Origin of the sequence: Hassallia byssoidea VB512170 (genome assembly GCF_000817785.2) — a bacterium.
GTDB classification, from domain to species: Bacteria; Cyanobacteriota; Cyanobacteriia; order Cyanobacteriales; family Nostocaceae; genus Hassallia; species Hassallia carrinoi.
In genome coordinates this window covers 35,434-52,060 of sequence record NZ_JTCM02000027.1, presented here as the reverse complement: position 1 = coordinate 52,060, position 16,627 = coordinate 35,434, and the positions used below count along the sequence as shown (strand labels likewise).

Here is a 16,627-nt window from a genome sequence, read left to right as displayed (position 1 = left end):
GAGAATCGCTTGGTGTTTTTTGTAGTCAGCGCGAAGAGCGCTTAAACAAAGGGTTTCAAGGGCGATCGCCGCTTACTACAAATTGAAGTATTTTGCCGATCGCCGAGTAACTACCCTAGATTCCCTATTTTCCAATTTGTCGCCGTGCTGCTTCTAAAATTATTCTTTGTTCGGCACGAGCGATCGCTTGATATGTCCTCGATACCGCTTCTGGTTCCACAGATATAGACGTAATCCCCCATTCTACCAACTTCTCAATAATTTCTGGATACAGCGCTGGTGCTTGTCCGCAGATTGAGCAAGGAATTCCCGCAGATTTTGCCATCTTAATTAGTTGAGCTACTGCCCTCATCACCGCTGGATGTCGTTCATCAAATGAAGACGCTAATCCTTGTTCTCGATCTACTCCTAAGAGTAGTTGAGTTAGGTCATTTGTACCAATCGAAATTCCTTGTACACCTGCTTTCACATATTCTGGCAGTAAAAATAGCACGCTTGGCACTTCTGCCATAATCCAAAGTTGAAATTGTGGCTTTTGAGTTAACCCTGCTGACTCAACTTTTTGACGACAAAAAGAAAACTCTTCCACAGTGCGAACAAAAGGCAATATTAAATGGATATTGTTGTAGTCTGCTTGCTGTATTGCAGCTATTGCTTCAAGTTCCAACTCAAAAACTGCGGAATTTTGCAAATAAGCAAAAGTGCCACGCTCACCTAACATCGACTGTGGGGAAGATGGTACATTAGAACTAAATGATGTCAATTCGTGCGATCGCCAATCTAAAGAGCGATAAAAAACTGGTCGTGGTGCAAAAGCACGAACAAACTGCATCATTTGCTCAGACCAACGCTCTAATAATTCTGCCTTCCGTCCGTTAGAAAGCCAACTCGACGGATGTTGCCCCTCCAGTATTGTTAACACCATCAATTCTGAGCGTATCAATCCTACCCCATCTAGAGGCAAACTTTGCACCTGCTCTATCAGGCTGGGCTGACTTAAATTAACCAGCAACTGTGTAGTAATCATGGGTAGGTGCGCTGACAAAAGGATAGGGGAATCAGAGACTAAAGGTTCGGTTGTGAAGTTGCCCAGTTGAGATTGCGCTTTGTGCTTTGGTGTCGCTTGGGTAATAAGGGGAACTTCCTGACTTTCTCCATCTTCTTTTCTCACACGATAAACTTCTCCTCTGTCACCATCCAAAAGTAGACTCGCACCTGTTTGAATTAAAGCGGTGGCATCTTTTGCGCTGACTACTGCTGGGATGCCCAACTCTCTGGCAAGAATTGCCGCATGGCTAGTCAATCCCCCTTTTTCAGTGATAATACCGACGACTTGTTGCATTAACGGTAGCCAATCTGGAGCGATCGCTTGTGCGACTAAAATCACTCCTTTGGGTAGTTGTTCCGATGATAAAAGCGAATTTACTACATAAGCAGTCGCTGTCACACGACCGGTCCCCGCTCCTATTCCCTTGAGAAAGTGTGTATTGGAAACCGCAAATTGAGGGGCGCTAACTTTTGTCAGATAAAGCTTTGGGGTTGGAAATTCCTCAGAAATAGTCCACTCAACGGTATAATTTGTACCGAGGTCATTTTCAAGTAGATTCGCCAGTTGAATTAATTGTTGCAAATATTCTTCTTGTAAAGCGTACTGTTTTTGTTGAGATGACTCAAGCAAATCTGCCACCAAACAAGTATTATCTAGCGCCAAAGAATCGGGTGGTGTATCATCAAGACGTAAGGCGTGCATTTTATTGCCCAGTTGTCGTTCTGTGACAACGCCGGTTTCCCGTTGAATGTAGTAGACATCCGGCTGAACTTCCCCCTGTTGCAGTGATATTCCCAATCCCCAGGTTGCTTCAATATCCCATCCTCTTGAGTTGGAATTGAGTAACCCGCTAGCGAGTGCATTTTCAATTGGTTGCACCAAAACTGCTAAATTAATTTGTCGCAGGTCAATTCCGGTTCGTTGCCAATATAGTAAACTTTTGGCACGAAATAATTGACTCCAAGTGGTTTTTAATGCCAAAGCGATCGCTTCATAGTCACAACGGCAAATTTGCGACTCCAGCAACCCAGATATATTCCCTACTTGATGCGTTGCAGTCGGTATTGCCACACTAGGTCGAAAAATTAAACAGGCACTTTTCCATTCTCTAGCTGCTTCGAGAATTTTATTCACCCACTTTGATGGTACAGTCGCCGCGATAATTTCCTGATGTAAGTGACCAGCCACCTGTTGCAATTGACGCCAATTATCCACATCTAGGTGTAACGAAGAATAAGGCAAATCAGCGACTAATGCCTCTGAACTATTGAGAGTTTCCAGAAATTGTCGCAAAACTGACGCACCCACTATAAAACCAGGCTTCACGGGGTAGCCACGCTGCATAATTCTGCCCAAGTGAAACGCTTTATCACCAACTTTGGCACGGTCTTGCAGTTTAATTTGGTCAAGCCAGTAGAGTTTATCCACTCAAATTGCTAATTGTCAGTTGTTAAAAGTCAGTTGTCATGTAACTACGGGTGTCATCTCCTGGTAGTTCGTCAGATCCGATCTACTTATTACCTTCGCTCTTCCTCCTGAACGTTCCAGAAAAAGCGGGATGATTTGACATACAACGTCGATAAATTCGACATATTGTAGAGACGTTTCGACGGAACGTCTCTACTCCTGTACCCCGGCAAAAGGGGGTTTAGTTAATTTATATAGTTGCACATGCGAGTATATTAATAATTAAAGTAGAATATAAGATTATTTTTTCTCTAAAAATATAAGCATTGTTAAGCACTAACTACCTTTTGCCCGATGATTGGCTAAATATCACTTTCCGGCTATGCCTCGCTTTGCTTTTTGGGGCAGTTATCGGCTTAGAACGCCAACTCAAGCGCAAACCCGCCGGTTTAAGAACTCATATGTTGGTATGTTTTGGTTCAGCGGTGTTTACTCTCATACCTCTGCTCACAAATGCCACTCAACCAGATAATAATTCTCTTAGTCGCACCATTCAAGGAATTACAGCTGGTGTAGGATTTATTGGTGGAGGAGAAATTTTACGTGAATCTTCCGAAAAATCACAGCGTTCTGAAGTTCACGGATTGACATCGGCAGCAGCTATTTGGGTTTCCGCTGCTTTGGGAATTGTCGCTGGCTGTGGTTTATGGCAGTTAGGATTAATTGCTGTTGTCCTGACTTTTTTGGTTCTCAACCTTTTTAAAAGATTAGAAAAACGTTATTACTTAAAAACCAACCGTGAACAAAAAGATACTTCTATATTGCAAATTCCCCCAACAGAGGAAAATATTTCTACAGACACAAATCAAGATAATAACTTTATACCGCCTAAGTCTTAATTAAACAAAGCGAGTGCTTTAGCAAAAACAGTTTCTTCTGCCCTAGTTTCCAGAATTGACTGTACTAAATTGATAAACTCACTGTCGAGTTTAGTATCATTTTCAATGGTTTTACTAGCTGCATAAAAACTCACATCATCTATTTTTAATTCATTGGTAGTGCCTGTTTGCCAGCCTGGTGTTTTGCTATCCCAAGAAAGCGATCTGCCGCGTAAAGTAAATTGAAACCAGGCTATTTCATCGTTTTTTAATTCAAAAAAAACATCAAAATAGGGTTCTTCTCCTTGGAACCAAACTCTGCTAATATCTCCTTCTTTACTTTGTTTAAGTATCTTTTGCTCAATTCTTCGCAATGATGCACCTAAGGATGCAATTTCATTTTTTTCGACAAAATAATTGCTTTTAGGCATGTTTTGAACCGTCAGTAAATTTCAAGTAAAAAATAATACTTTTTTACTTATCATATACATATTACTACAGCAATTTCTAAGTTACTTCGGAAAATATACCTTAGTCGGGCATTGTGCATTCGTAGTGAGCGGTTTACCGCTCGTAACTTTGATTTTAAGCGCAAAGAGCGCTTACTACGAAAGAATATTTATTATTTTCACGCTTTTAAAAAGCGGGTGCTGATGATATTTCTCCTGCTTTAACGAAAAGAATTTGCGAGGAATTTAACCATTGAGAATCAAAAGAACCGAGGTGAGTTGTAGTAATTAAAGTTTGAAAACGGTCTTGAATGGCATCAAGTAATTGATTTTGCCGGGATGGATCTAACTCAGCAAGAACATCATCAAGTAATAACAGTGGTGGTTCTCCAACGACTTCTTCAATTAGTTGTAATTCTGCTAGTTTTAAAGCTAGTACTAGCGTTCTTTGTTGACCTTGAGAACCGTATTGACGAGCGGGTGTTTGATTGATAGTTAATTCTACTTCGTCGCGGTGGGGACCGACAAGGGTTGTGCCTTGACGAAGTTCAGCGATCGCTCGAAGCTGAATTTTTTCTAAAAAAGCTTGCTGTATTTGTTCTGGATGGTTTTGTTCTAAAGCAACGCTAGGAACGTAATTAATTTGTAAAATTTCTGTACTACCGCTAATGCTAGCGTGCCAAGCTTGAGCAATCGGTGCTAATCGTTGTAAAGCGCGATCGCGTCTTCTAATTACTCGTGTCCCCGTGGTAGCTAATTGTGCATCCCACAAAGCAAGTTCTGAGTCTTGAGTGCTAAGTGCTGAGTCTTGATTTTGTTTCAAAAAAGCATTCCGCTGTCGCAACACCTGATTATATTGCTGCAAAATAAAAGCGTAAATCGGCTCAAGTTGAATTAAAAGCGTATCTAACCAGTTTCGCCGGTTTTCCGGACCACCGCGCACCAGTTCCAAATCTAAGCTAGAAAACTGCACCGCATTCAACACACCGAGAAAATCCATCTGACGCCGCAAATTCTCGCTATTCAGAGCTACCGTGCGGCGACCATTGCGACGTAAAGTTAAAGTTAGATCGGTTACACCAGTTTGTCGTTGTAGAGTGGCGTTAATTTGAGATGCAACTTCCCCATCTTGAATTAAATCACGATCGCGTGCCATTCGATGCGATCGCAATGTCGCTAACAACTCCACCGCTTCCAACAAATTCGACTTTCCCTGAGCATTATTGCCCACCAAAATCGTTTTCGCAGCAGTAAAATCAACCTGCTGCTGTTTATAATTACGAAACTGTCTCAGGTGAATCGATTTGAGGTACATAGGGGAGAGGGGAGTAGGGAATGGTGAGTGGGGAGTGGGGGGGAGAGGGAGAGGGGGGGAGTGGTGAGTGGTGAGTGGTGAGAAAATTCCTTACTCCCTACTCCCTATTTTCTACTCCCTATTCCCTACTCCCTATTCCCTACTCCCTACTCCCTACTCCCTAGACGGTTTTCTTCCCCATCAATCTAAAGAAAATTTTCTCTGCTTCAATCCAGACAAACATTAACGCGCTAAAACCGATGCAAACCCCCAATTCTTGTAAATTGAGATAGTGAGTACCAAAGAAAGCTCGCAGGGGTGGAACGTAAACTAGCATCAACTGCAAAATTGTGGTTACAACCACCGCTCCCAATACAAAGATATTAGAAAAGGGATTCATCTCTATCGTCAGTCGATTGTTAGAGCGAATAGCGATCGCATGACCCATCTGAGCGATACACAATGTTGTAAATACCATTGTTTTCCAAGCTTCGCGATCGCCTTGATACCCAGGTGCATTGGTATGATTGTAAGCCCACCACATCAAAGCAATCGAGATTATAGCAAAGATAATCCCAATGCGAATCATATAAGAACCCAATCCCCTAGCAAAAATACTTTCGCGAGGACTAAATGGTGGACGTTGCATTACGTCTGGTTCTGGAGGTTCTACAGCTAATGCTAAAGCTGGTAAACCGTCTGTTACCAAGTTCATCCATAAGATTTGTAAAGGTGTCAGGGGAACTCCACCCAAACCGAGTAACGGTGAAGCGGCAATCGTCAGAACTTCGCCAATGTTACTACCTAAGATGTATTTGATAAAGCGGCGAATGTTGGTATATACAACTCTACCTTCTTTGGTGGCAGCGACAATTGTGGCAAAATTGTCATCGAGTAATACCATGTCGCTGGCTTCTTTACTCACATCAGTGCCTGTGATGCCCATCGCGATACCGATATCAGCTTGTTTGAGGGCGGGGGCATCGTTGACACCATCGCCTGTCATAGCCACAAATCGACCCCGACGCTGCAATGCTTGCACAATTCGCAGTTTGTGTTCTGGGGCTACTCGTGCGTAGATGCTTACCAAGTCTACGTTTTGCTCTAGTTCTTGGTCGCTCATGCGTTGCAATTCTTGACCGATGAGGACTCTATCCCCTTCTTTTGCAATTCCTAAATCGGTGGCGATCGCTCTTGCTGTTAACTGGTGATCGCCGGTGATCATTACCGGACGTATTCCCGCATCTCGACATTCTTGCACGGCAGCTCTCACTTCTGGGCGTGGTGCATCCAGCATTCCCACCAATCCCAGCCAAATTAATTGTTGCTCGGATGTCTCATCTGAGTTTTCCGGCGGTACTTCTGTCAACGGTTTGTAGGCAAAACCTAACACCCGCAAACCTTTACTCGCCATGTTATCATTTTCGGCGAGAATTTGTTTGCGTTGCGCGTCGGTTAAAGCAGCTGATTTATCGCCTAAATAAATTTGGGTGCAACGTGCCAAAATTAACTCTGGTGAGCCTTTGGTGAACATTAAGTAACGTTCTTGATTTAACATGTGAGCGATCGCTGGATCGACCGCTGTCATCGGTGATACTCCTGTTGACACTTCCTCAACTTGAGTAATTACGCTCATCCGCTTGCGTTCTGAAGAAAAGGGAAACTCTGCTACTCGCGGTAATTTACTACTCCATTGGTCTTTTTCAATACCTGCTTTTCCCGCAAGCGTGACTAATGCGCCTTCTGTCGGGTCGCCTAAAATTGTCCATTGCCCTTTTTCTTGTTGCAGCACCGAATCATTACAAACGGCACAAGCGACAAGCAAAGCCGGGATTTCCGGATGTTGGTCAACAGAAACATTTTGACCATTTAACTGAAAATCGCCTGTAGGGGCGTATCCTTCACCGGTGACGCGAAAAGACGAGTTATTGGTATAAACTGATTGCACCACCATTTTATTTTGAGTTAGGGTGCCAGTTTTATCAGAGCAAATTGTGGTGACACTGCCTAAAGTTTCCACCGCTGGCAATTTGCGAATCAAAGCATTTCGCTTCACCATCCGCTGAGTTCCTAATGCCAAAGTGACGGTAATTACAGCGGGTAAACCTTCGGGAACTACCGCGACTGCCATACTTAAAGAAACTTCAACAAGTTCTTGGAGGTTGCTAAAACCTCTGGCGGCGATGACACCACCGACAATGACGATCGCGACTAAAATTAAAGAACCAGTAACTAAAACGTTACCTAATTGAGTCATCCGTTGCTGCAAAGGCGTCGGTTCACTTTCTACCGACTGCAACAAAGCGGCAATTTTTCCCAGTTCTGTTGTCATTCCGGTATTCGTTACCAGAACTTTGGCACGTCCTTGGACAACTTCTGTACCTTGAAAGACTAAATTCAGGCGATCGCCTAATGATGTTTCTTCCGGTAAAGTTAATACAGCTTGTTTATTTACAGCTTCTGCTTCGCCCGTTAGTGCCGACTCTCGAATTTGCAAATTAGACTGTTCGATTAAGCGTCCATCTGCGGCTATTTGCACCCCGGCTTCTAGGAGAATCACATCTCCAGGTACAATATCCTTGCCGGCGACATCTAGGAGTTTGCGATCGCGGATAACTCGCACGTTTGGAGAAGAAAGTTTTTTCAGAGCTGCCAGCGCTTTTTCGGCACGACTTTCTTGAACGTAGCCGAGTATGCCATTGAGAATGACAATCGCTAAAATAGCGATCGTGTCTTTAAATGGTACTTCACCAGGCTTAAGCTGTCCCGATTGCCAAGACAGGAAATCTAAACCTCCAGAAATCAAGGCTACGGCAATCAGCATCAACAACATAATGTTCTTGAACTGATCGAGTAGAATTTCCCAGGCACTACGACCACCAGTTTCTTCTAGTTCGTTGGTGCCGTATTTTTGCAATCGCTGTTCTACTTCTTGGGGCGTCAAGCCAGAGTCTGCGTTACTATCGAGCAGGTCTAACGCTTTATTAACTTCTAAACTATGCCAAACGGGGGCACCTTCGGGCGAAGAATTAGCAGACATCGTGTTGGTCACAGGAAATGGTTACAAAATTCGATCATAATCTTAGTGATGGCGATAAAACCATTAACCAAGGTTACATTCAGGCTGTTGGTTAGTTGTCATAGTATAAGTGTAATTCCTGAAATTTAGTGATTTTTACTGTGAAAACATATTACGTGTTATTGCTGATAAGAAAGTTTGACTAAACACCTTATACAAAAGTGCAAAAGTTTGTTTTGCACTCTACTTGAGAAAGGGTAAAAGTTTTTTATTACACCTTTCCCCCCCTCTCCCCATCCCCCCCTCCCCCTTAAATGTTTAGCCAAAGAACAATTCGACCGCTTAGTGCTGCTGCCTTATGTGGCATAGCCTTTATCGAGGATACACTCATCGCGATTGACACCCCCAAAGGGCATCTACTGCAAATCGATCCGATTTCCGACAATACCAAAATTCTTAATTCCCACCAAGTCAGGGAATTTAGGGATGTGACAGGTCTTGCTGTGTGGTCAGATACCCTGTGGGTAACGCGGGATAACAGTGTTTATTTGTGTAACCTGAATTCTTTAGGTTTAGAGCATTTTGCTACATTACCCTATCCCGCTGACGGCGTTGCTGTTTGGGAATCAACCGTTTATGTCAGCTGCCAAAAGTTAGGCTGTATTCTGATTTTTGACCGAGATACGCGCAAAGAGATTACCAGATTTTATGCTCCTGGTGTGGGAGTGGAAAATTTGGTAGTAAGTGAAGAAACTCTTTGGGTTAGCGACACGATAGAGCAAACAGTTTACTGCATCGACAGAGCTACCGGAGAAGTTCAATTTAGCGTGCTAACGCCGTTTGCATGTCCTACAGGCATCGCTTTACATAAAAATGGCGAAACAGGCGAAGAAACGCTTTTTGTCGCTTATGCTTCAGAGGAGCCGTATATTCGGGATAATCCAAATGCTGACCCGAATTATGAATTGACGTATCGCGATCGCACTTTTATTCACCCGCTGTATTATCATTACGACCCCGATAAGCGTTGCGCCCTCTCTAACGGTTATCTGATAGAAATGTCTTATGCTGAAGAAATTTCTCCTTTAGAAGAGGTGTACTTACAAGATGTAGAATGGCGAATTGCTTTACCCTCAGAAACTGACCGTCAAAAGGTAAAACACATTGAACCGATTGGTCTGCCTTTCACAGAAGAAGAGAAAGACGGACAACGTGTGGCAGTATTTAAACTTGATACCCTCACTCCAGGTGAACGACATATATTTGGCTGGAAAGCACTTTTAGAAGTTCGGGGCATTAAGTATCGCATCACACCCAAAGATGTAGAAGATATTCCGGAAGAATTACCATTTCAAGGTCGTTACTTAGTAGATGATGACGACTTAGCAATGGATACTACCATAGTCCGCCGCGCCGCCCGTGATGCAGTTGCTTCAGAAACCAATTTGCTGCGGAAAATGTACAATATCCGCAATTACGTTTACGACGAATTATCATATGGCATCAAACCATACATTGACACGCCAGATATAGTTTTAGAACGCGGTGTTGGTTCTTGTGGGGAATATGTCGGCGTATTGCTTGCTTTATGCCGTTTAAATGATATTCCCTGTCGCACTGTCGGGCGCTATAAATGCCCTCCCTTGGGCGAACATAAAGATGTCCCGCTACAACCTGACTTTAATCACGTTTGGTTAGAATTCTACATCCCGAATTTTGGCTGGTTGCCAATGGAATCAAATCCTGATGATATTGGCGATCGCGGTCCTTATCCCACACGCTTTTTTATGGGTTTATGTTGGTATCATATCGAAATTGGCAAAGGTATCACCTTTGAAAGTTTGAGCAGTAAAGGTACACGCTTAACTAAAGAAGATGTGGCGATCGGTGATTTGGCGATTAATCATATTCAGTTTACGATTCTTGAAGAATTACCGCCTTTTTAGCAACCTATAACTATTTATTACCTTCGCGTTCTTCGCGAAGTCCGTAGAAGTCCGTAGGGTGCGTTAACGTAGTAACGCACCCTACATCTATAACTTTACAGGAACATAGCAAAAACCTGCTTACTCAATATTTTCCCTCAGCAAAGCCGAGAGCGTGACTTATTCAGAGATGCTAAATTTTCAGAGGTTGTTTGAAGCGATACCAGGGTTGTATTTTGTCTTAACACCCGATTTTGCGATTGTGGCAGCAAGCGATGCTTACTTGCAGGCAACCAAGAGAAAACGAGAAGAGATTATCGGACGTAAGTTGTTCGATGTTTTTCCAGATAATCCCAACGATCCGAACGCGACAGGGGTGCAGAATTTGCGTGCGTCAATAGAAAACGTATTGAAGCATCGAAAGCCCCATACAATGGCTGTGCAAAAATATGACATTCCTCGACCCGAATCGCAAGGTGGCGGATTTGAGGAGCGCTACTGGAGTGCATTAAATTCGCCTCTCTTCGGCGAAAACGGCGAGCTTACCCACATTATCCATCGAACCGAGGATGTAACAGAGTTTGTGTTGGTGCAGCAGCAGAGAAATGAGCAGCGCCAAATTAATCAAGACTTACAGACTCGTTCTCAGCAGATGGAAATGGATATCTATCTGCGATCGCAAGAGTTACAAAAACTCAACGAACAACTACAAACCGCGAATGAAGCACTTTCAGAATTAGATCGCGCGAAAACTGAATTTTTCAGCAATGTCTCTCACGAGTTTCGCACGCCCTTAACACTAATGTTAAGTCCTATCGAGGATGCGTTATTTGATATTGATTCTCCATTACCCGCTGTGCAACGAGAACGAATTGAAGTAGTACAGCGCAACGGACTTCGCTTGCTGAAATTGGTTAACACCTTGCTCGATTTTTCCCGCATTCAAGCTGGACGCATTCAAGCAACTTATGAACCTACAGATTTAGCTACGCTGACAACTGAACTTGCCAGTGTGTTTCGTTCGCTGATCGAACAAGCTGGAATGCAGTTGATAGTCGAGTGTTCTGCATTACCAGAAGCGATTTATATCGATCGCCAAATGTGGGAAAAAATTATTTTTAATTTATTATCAAACGCCTTTAAGTTTACTTTCGCAGGCAGAATTACAGTTCGCTTGCAAAACCTTGAAACTGATATAGAGTTAACAATTGAAGATACTGGTATCGGCATTCCCCCAGAAGAATTGCCGCATTTATTTGAGCGATTTCATCGCGTGAAAGACGCACAGGGACGCAGCTTTGAAGGCTCAGGCATTGGTTTGGCGCTGGTACAGGAATTGGTGAAATTACACGGTGGCACAGTTAGCGTGACGAGTGTACTGGGGCAAGGTAGTTGCTTTAAAGTAACAATTCCTAAGAAAGGGACTAGGGACTGGGGACTAGGGACTGGGGACTGGAAAAAGAATTATTACCCATTACCCATTACCAATGCCCCATGCCCAATGCCCATTGCCCAATCGCCAATTGCTTATGTGGAAGAAGCGCAACGCTGGCTATTTGCAAAAGAGGGGGAAGATAAAGAAGCAAATTCTACTTTGTCGAGTGTTTCCTCGCGATCGCGCATTTTGTTGGCTGACGATAATGCGGATATGCGCGATTATGTTCAGCGGCTGTTGAGTGAGCATTATATAGTTGAGGCAGTCGCAGATGGAATGGCAGCGTTAAATGCTATTCGGGAAAATCCACCGGATTTGGTGTTAAGCGATGTGATGATGCCGAAAATGGATGGCTTTGAATTGTTGCGATCGCTGCGAAGCGATCCGAAAACTCAAGAAATCCCGATTATTCTCTTATCAGCGCGAGCCGGGGAAGAATCGCGCATTGAAGGACTTACAGCCGGAGCGGATGATTATTTAATTAAACCATTTTCCGCACGCGAATTACTTGCCAGAGTCGAATCAAATTTAAAGTTAGCTAAACTGCGACAAACCACACAAACGTTACATACCGAAGCCGAAACCGCTAAAGCAAATCTAGAAAGCGTTTTAGCAAACCTTGAAGATGGATTTGTCACTCTCGATCGCAATTGGTGTTTCACCTATATCAACGATCGCAAAGCCCAAATTTGGGGAATACGTCGTGAAGATGCGATCGGCAAAAATATTTGGGAATTATTGCCCGATCTCGTTGGAGGTGAACTTTACGGAAGACTACATCAAGTCATGCGCGAGCGAACTCCGATGCAGTTTGAGCATCGCGACGCCAATTCAAATCGCTGGTTTGACAATCGAGTTTATCCGACAGCGGATGGTTTGGCGATTATTTGTACTGATATTAGCGATCGCAAACGCTCACAATCAGCTCTTGAAGAAAGTCAGCGCCGCTTCCGGCGACTGGTAGAATCTAACTTGTTTGGCGTCGTCTTCGGCGATTGTTTTGGTGGACTGCACTACGCCAATGAGTATCTCTTAAATTTGGTAGGCTACACCTTAGAAGAAATGCAGTCTGGGCAAGCGCGATGGGATCAACTTACCCCTAAAGAATTTGCTGCGTTGGATGCCAAAGCGGTTGAGCAATTAAGCACGCAGGGAATTTGTGCGCCTTATGAAAAGGTGTACCTCCATAAAAACGGTCGGCGGATTCCGATTTTAATTGCTGCTGCGTTGCTTCAAGAACCGTTTAACGAAAATCAAGAAGTCGTTGCCTTAATACTGGATCTTACCGAATTGCAGCGAGTGAGGGAGGAGCGCGATCGCTTTTTTAGCTTATCCCTAGATATGTTAGCGATCGGCAACTTCCAGGGCTACTTTATGCAATTCAATCCAGCTTGGGAACGAACGCTAGGATTTAGCGAAACTGAACTGAAAGCAAAGCCTTATATTGAGTTTGTGCATCCAGATGACCGAGCCGCAACGCTCTTGGAAGCGCAAAAAATCGCACAGGGACATGAAACGATTGGGTTTGAAAACCGTTACCGTACAAAAGAGGGTTTTTACCGATGGTTTTCGTGGGACGTTGTGTCCTTAGCTGGACAGAATATTTTTTACGCAGCTGCTCATGATATTACCGATCGCAAACTTGCAGAACAAGCGCGAGAACAATTACTAGTGCGCGAACAAGCTGCACGAGAAGCTGCCGAAAACGCCAACCGCGTCAAAGATGAATTTTTGGCGGTTCTTTCTCACGAGTTACGCACTCCGCTGAATCCGATACTCGGTTGGTCGAAACTGCTACAAATGGGTAAGCTGAATGCGGCGAAATCTATTGAAGCGATCAATATTATCGAACGCAACGCCAGACTACAAGTACAACTGATTGACGATTTGCTTGACATTTCGCGCATTTTACGCGGCAAAATGAGCTTAACCGTGATGCCTGTCGATTTGAGTACGGTGATTGCAGCCGCTTTGGAAACAGTGCGATTAGCCGCAGAAGCCAAATCTTTGCAAATTGAATGTGCGATCGCTCCTGTCGGTACAGTCAACGGCGATTCAGGACGATTGCAGCAAGTTGTCTGGAATCTCTTATCGAATGCGGTTAAATTTACACCAGCAGGCGGACAGATTGCAATTAACTTGGCACAAGTGAAAACAAACGTGCAAATCCAAGTCAAAGACACCGGCAAAGGAATTAATCCCGACTTTCTGCCCTATGTATTTGAGCATTTCCGGCAAGAAGATGGTGCAACAACGCGCCAATTTGGGGGGTTAGGATTGGGATTAGCGATCGCACGTCAAATCGTGGAAATGCACGGCGGTACAGTAATGGCAGATAGCGCAGGTGAAGGACTGGGAGCTACTTTTACAGTACAAATTCCTTTATTTCGACCGGCTGAGGAGATAAAAAAAGAGGAATCACCCAAATCAGCAGCTAATTTAAGCGGCGTTAAGATTTTAGTAGTCGATGATGATGCTGATTCGCGGGAGTTTATCAGCTTTATTTTAGAGCAAGAACAGGCGATTGTTACAACCGTGGCATCGGGGTTTGAAGCGCTACAAGTAATTGAGCAAGCAATTCCTGATATCGTCGTCAGCGATATTGGAATGCCAGAAATGAACGGATATATGCTCATGCGTCAACTACGTATGCGTACAGCATCAATTGGAGGCATCAAAGCGATCGCTCTGACGGCTTATGCCGGAGAATTAAATCAACAACAAGCACTCGCAGCCGGCTTTCAACGACATTTAGCTAAACCTGTTGAAATCGATGAATTAATTCAGGCGATCGCTACATTAGCAGGCATTGGGCATGGGGCATAGGGCATGAGGCATCGGGCATGGGGCATGGGGCATTGGGCATGGGGCATTGGTTTTGGCTGAGTCAGTCCTCTAGTAATTGCGGAAGCGATCGCCTTTTAAGCACCAGAAATAGACTAAATTAGAGTTATCGTGAGCCAAAAAAGCATGATGTCTTCGCTTAGAGTCAACGACGCTCAAAATAATTTACAAGAGTTGATCGACCAAGTTGTAGAGCAGGGTAAACGTGTGACCATTCAGAGCGATCGTGGTAATGCGATTTTGCTTGCGGAAAAAGACTGGTCTGCAATTCAGGAGACTCTTTACTTGCTATCTGTACCTGGAATGCGAGAATCTATAAAAGAAGGACTGGCAAGCCCGATCCAAGAATGCGATGAGGAGTTGGATTGGTGAGTGATGGCGGTAATGAAGAGCCACTTCCGAATTTTGAAGAAATAAGTTGGAGGTTGGTTTACACAAAACAAGCGCAAAAAGACGCGAAGAAATTAGCTTCTAGCAACTTAAAGGAGAAAGCCGAGGAGTTGCTTGTAGTTCTTAAAAAAAATCCCTTTCAAAATCCTCCACCTTATGAAAAGCTGGTTGGTGACTTATCAGGTGCGTATTCTCGTAGGATAAACATACAGCATCGTTTGGTATATGAAGTCATCGAATCCGAACAAGTAATCAAGATAATTCGGATGTGGACGCATTACGAGTAAGTTTTAAGTAGTTTATGACAATATTAAATGTTGGGGTTGACCCGAACTTGATATTAATTGTGGTTGACTCTTAATAATCGCCTTTCATTCACCCTTGGATCTCGGTTGTTGCAGTTCTGCAAATTATTTATACTGTCCAATTTTGTGTCACCAAACCTGGTACTTGACTAAAATCACGATTATTTCGGGTCAAAAGTACCAAATTTTGTGAAATAGCAATTGATGCAATTCGCAAATCCATTGTAGCGATACGAACTCGCTGCGCTTTCAGTCCATCGAAAACTGTTGCTGCACTAGTATCGAATGGTAGAACTGGAGCAACTGAGAAACCTTGAAGAATCTCCAGCAGTATCATGTATCCTCGAATTGTATCAGCCGATGTTTGGGCACGATTGATAAAGGTATTAGCACCAAGAACTTGTTCGTGAAGACTAATAATGGAAAATGCAAAATCTCCGGGTGAGTGTTGAGCAATTCGAGCCGTTAAGTTTGCGTATTCCGAAGCCGAACGCCGTTGTAAGAAACTTATATGGTCGGTATCCAAGAGATACTTCACGTTTGGTCACTGGTTTCGTCTGTGGGTCTATCAGCGTGGCGCAAAGACTCACCATACTCCAGAACTTTGAGGAAAACTTGCTCATCCGAAATTGAACCCGTCACTTTCTCAAGCCAATTGCTAGGAGTGGGAGCAGCGATAAGCAAACGTTTAAGTTCGGCAACTGTCTGCTCAAGATTTACCAAACGTTGCTCAATGGTAGTTTCATCTAGCATAATTTTCTAATGATGCAAAAAATCAACGGCTGGCATTATGTCAATCATAGCTGACTATGGATCTGCAATAATTTTCAGATATTTATCCTAAGTGGTTGTAATCCATGTGTCTGTTAATTATGGTTGACTATTAATAATCGCCTTTCACTCACCATAATTGTCCCTTGGATCTCGGATGTTCGTGTTCAGAACACAAAGTTCCGAGTTCAGAACACGAAGTTTCGAGTTCCGAACACGAAGTTCCGAGTTCTGAACACGAAGTTTCGAGTTCCAAGCACGAAGTTTCGAGTTCCAAGCACGAAGTTTCGAGTTCCAAGCACGAAGTTTCGAGTTCTGAGCATGAAGTTCCGAGTTCTGAAGGTGAAAAGTGGAGTTCTGAGCCTCAACATTGAAGATTAGAGGTTTATTTCTCCTGTTTTCTTCTCATTAATCCCCGCTTTTAACTTCTTCTTTACTCCAAACATATTTACGGCAGACTTCGCAAGCGGCTTTTGCTTCCTCTGTTGGCGGATTGGTGAAGATGGGATGGTAACGCAACCTGTCACAGCAGACTTGCAACCATCCACGCCAACCACCCCGCCACAACCGCACTGTGCCGTCACTACCGCCACTGACAATCGTCTGCCCATCCGCGCTAATGGCGACAGACCTGACCCCACCCTGATGACCACCGAAGGGTTCAGCCAAGGGCAGACCTTGGAAATTCCACAACCGCACTGTGCCGTCACTACCCCCACTGACAATCGTCTGCCCATCCGGGCTAATGGCGACAGAATAGACCCCACCCTGATGACCACCGAAGGGTTCAGCCAAGGGCAGACCTTGGAAATTCCACAACCGCACTGTGCCGTCTTCACCCCCACTGACAATCGTCTGCCCA

General features: G+C 44.0%; 11 protein-coding genes and 1 pseudogene. 5 read left to right on the top strand and 7 right to left on the bottom strand.

From position 1 onward, the window contains the following. Window positions 1-124 precede the first annotated feature (124 nt). Window positions 125-2,476: a putative PEP-binding protein gene (locus PI95_RS14315; RefSeq protein ID WP_039748449.1), complete on the bottom strand. Its 2,352-nt coding sequence runs from the start codon at window positions 2,474-2,476 to the stop codon at window positions 125-127. 305 nt (window positions 2,477-2,781) lie between these two features. On the opposite strand from PI95_RS14315, the pseudogene PI95_RS14310 reads away from it, so the two are divergent. Continuing rightward, window positions 2,782-3,234, top strand: a pseudogene (locus PI95_RS14310) (MgtC/SapB family protein); the annotation flags it as partial. A 116-nt stretch (window positions 3,235-3,350) separates the two neighbouring features. Here PI95_RS14310 and PI95_RS14305 read toward each other — a convergent pair. The 3 genes from PI95_RS14305 to PI95_RS14295 all read right to left on the bottom strand — a co-directional run bounded on the left by PI95_RS14305 (window position 3,351) and on the right by PI95_RS14295 (window position 8,116). After that, window positions 3,351-3,764 (bottom strand): hypothetical protein, encoded by a 414-nt coding sequence (locus PI95_RS14305; RefSeq protein WP_039748446.1) that lies wholly within the window; start codon window positions 3,762-3,764, stop codon window positions 3,351-3,353. A gap of 205 nt (window positions 3,765-3,969) precedes the next feature. Continuing rightward, window positions 3,970-5,097, bottom strand: coding sequence for a DNA replication/repair protein RecF (gene recF / locus PI95_RS14300; protein ID WP_039748437.1), 1,128 nt, complete (start codon window positions 5,095-5,097; stop codon window positions 3,970-3,972). Window positions 5,098-5,257: 160 nt separating this feature from the next. Further along, complete coding sequence (locus PI95_RS14295; RefSeq protein ID WP_039748435.1) at window positions 5,258-8,116, bottom strand: cation-translocating P-type ATPase; 2,859 nt, start codon at window positions 8,114-8,116, stop codon at window positions 5,258-5,260. A 293-nt stretch (window positions 8,117-8,409) separates the two neighbouring features. Between PI95_RS14295 and PI95_RS14290 the strand changes: the two genes are divergently transcribed. The 4 genes from PI95_RS14290 (at window position 8,410) to PI95_RS14275 (ending at window position 14,976) form a co-directional block, all read left to right on the top strand. Further along, window positions 8,410-10,041, top strand: a complete 1,632-nt coding sequence (locus PI95_RS14290) for a transglutaminase domain-containing protein (protein ID WP_039748433.1) — start codon at window positions 8,410-8,412, stop codon at window positions 10,039-10,041. Window positions 10,042-10,195: 154 nt separating this feature from the next. Next, window positions 10,196-14,281: an ATP-binding protein gene (locus tag PI95_RS14285; protein WP_336507217.1), complete on the top strand. Its 4,086-nt coding sequence runs from the start codon at window positions 10,196-10,198 to the stop codon at window positions 14,279-14,281. A 144-nt stretch (window positions 14,282-14,425) separates the two neighbouring features. Further along, window positions 14,426-14,671 carry a type II toxin-antitoxin system Phd/YefM family antitoxin gene (locus PI95_RS14280; RefSeq protein WP_236117065.1) on the top strand — a complete coding sequence of 82 codons (246 nt, stop codon included), beginning with the start codon at window positions 14,426-14,428 and terminating at the stop codon, window positions 14,669-14,671. Then, complete coding sequence (locus tag PI95_RS14275) at window positions 14,668-14,976, top strand: Txe/YoeB family addiction module toxin (protein ID WP_336507216.1); 309 nt, start codon at window positions 14,668-14,670, stop codon at window positions 14,974-14,976. The genes PI95_RS14280 and PI95_RS14275 overlap by 4 nt, the downstream gene beginning before the upstream one ends. Window positions 14,977-15,103: 127 nt before the next feature. Here PI95_RS14275 and PI95_RS14270 read toward each other — a convergent pair whose 3' ends face one another. From PI95_RS14270 to PI95_RS14260, 3 genes are all read right to left on the bottom strand, one after another. After that, window positions 15,104-15,520, bottom strand: coding sequence for a type II toxin-antitoxin system VapC family toxin (locus tag PI95_RS14270; RefSeq protein WP_201280449.1), 417 nt, complete (start codon window positions 15,518-15,520; stop codon window positions 15,104-15,106). An 8-nt stretch (window positions 15,521-15,528) separates the two neighbouring features. Then, window positions 15,529-15,747 (bottom strand): hypothetical protein, encoded by a 219-nt coding sequence (locus PI95_RS14265; RefSeq protein WP_039748426.1) that lies wholly within the window; start codon window positions 15,745-15,747, stop codon window positions 15,529-15,531. A gap of 426 nt (window positions 15,748-16,173) precedes the next feature. After that, window positions 16,174-16,627 (bottom strand): WD40 repeat domain-containing protein (locus PI95_RS14260; protein ID WP_373695705.1); only part of this gene is annotated, 454 nt, incomplete at its 5' end.

What these genes read in the sequence shown, in the direction of transcription:
- PI95_RS14305 (WP_039748446.1), bottom strand. Translation starts at nt 3,764, where the DNA reads ATGCCTAAAAGCAATTATTTTGTCGAAAAAAATGAAATTGCATCCTTA.
- recF (WP_039748437.1), bottom strand. Translation starts at nt 5,097, where the DNA reads ATGTACCTCAAATCGATTCACCTGAGACAGTTTCGTAATTATAAACAG.
- PI95_RS14295 (WP_039748435.1), bottom strand. Translation starts at nt 8,116, where the DNA reads ATGTCTGCTAATTCTTCGCCCGAAGGTGCCCCCGTTTGGCATAGTTTA.
- PI95_RS14290 (WP_039748433.1), top strand. Translation starts at nt 8,410, where the DNA reads ATGTTTAGCCAAAGAACAATTCGACCGCTTAGTGCTGCTGCCTTATGT.
- PI95_RS14280 (WP_236117065.1), top strand. Translation starts at nt 14,426, where the DNA reads ATGATGTCTTCGCTTAGAGTCAACGACGCTCAAAATAATTTACAAGAG.
- PI95_RS14265 (WP_039748426.1), bottom strand. Translation starts at nt 15,747, where the DNA reads ATGCTAGATGAAACTACCATTGAGCAACGTTTGGTAAATCTTGAGCAG.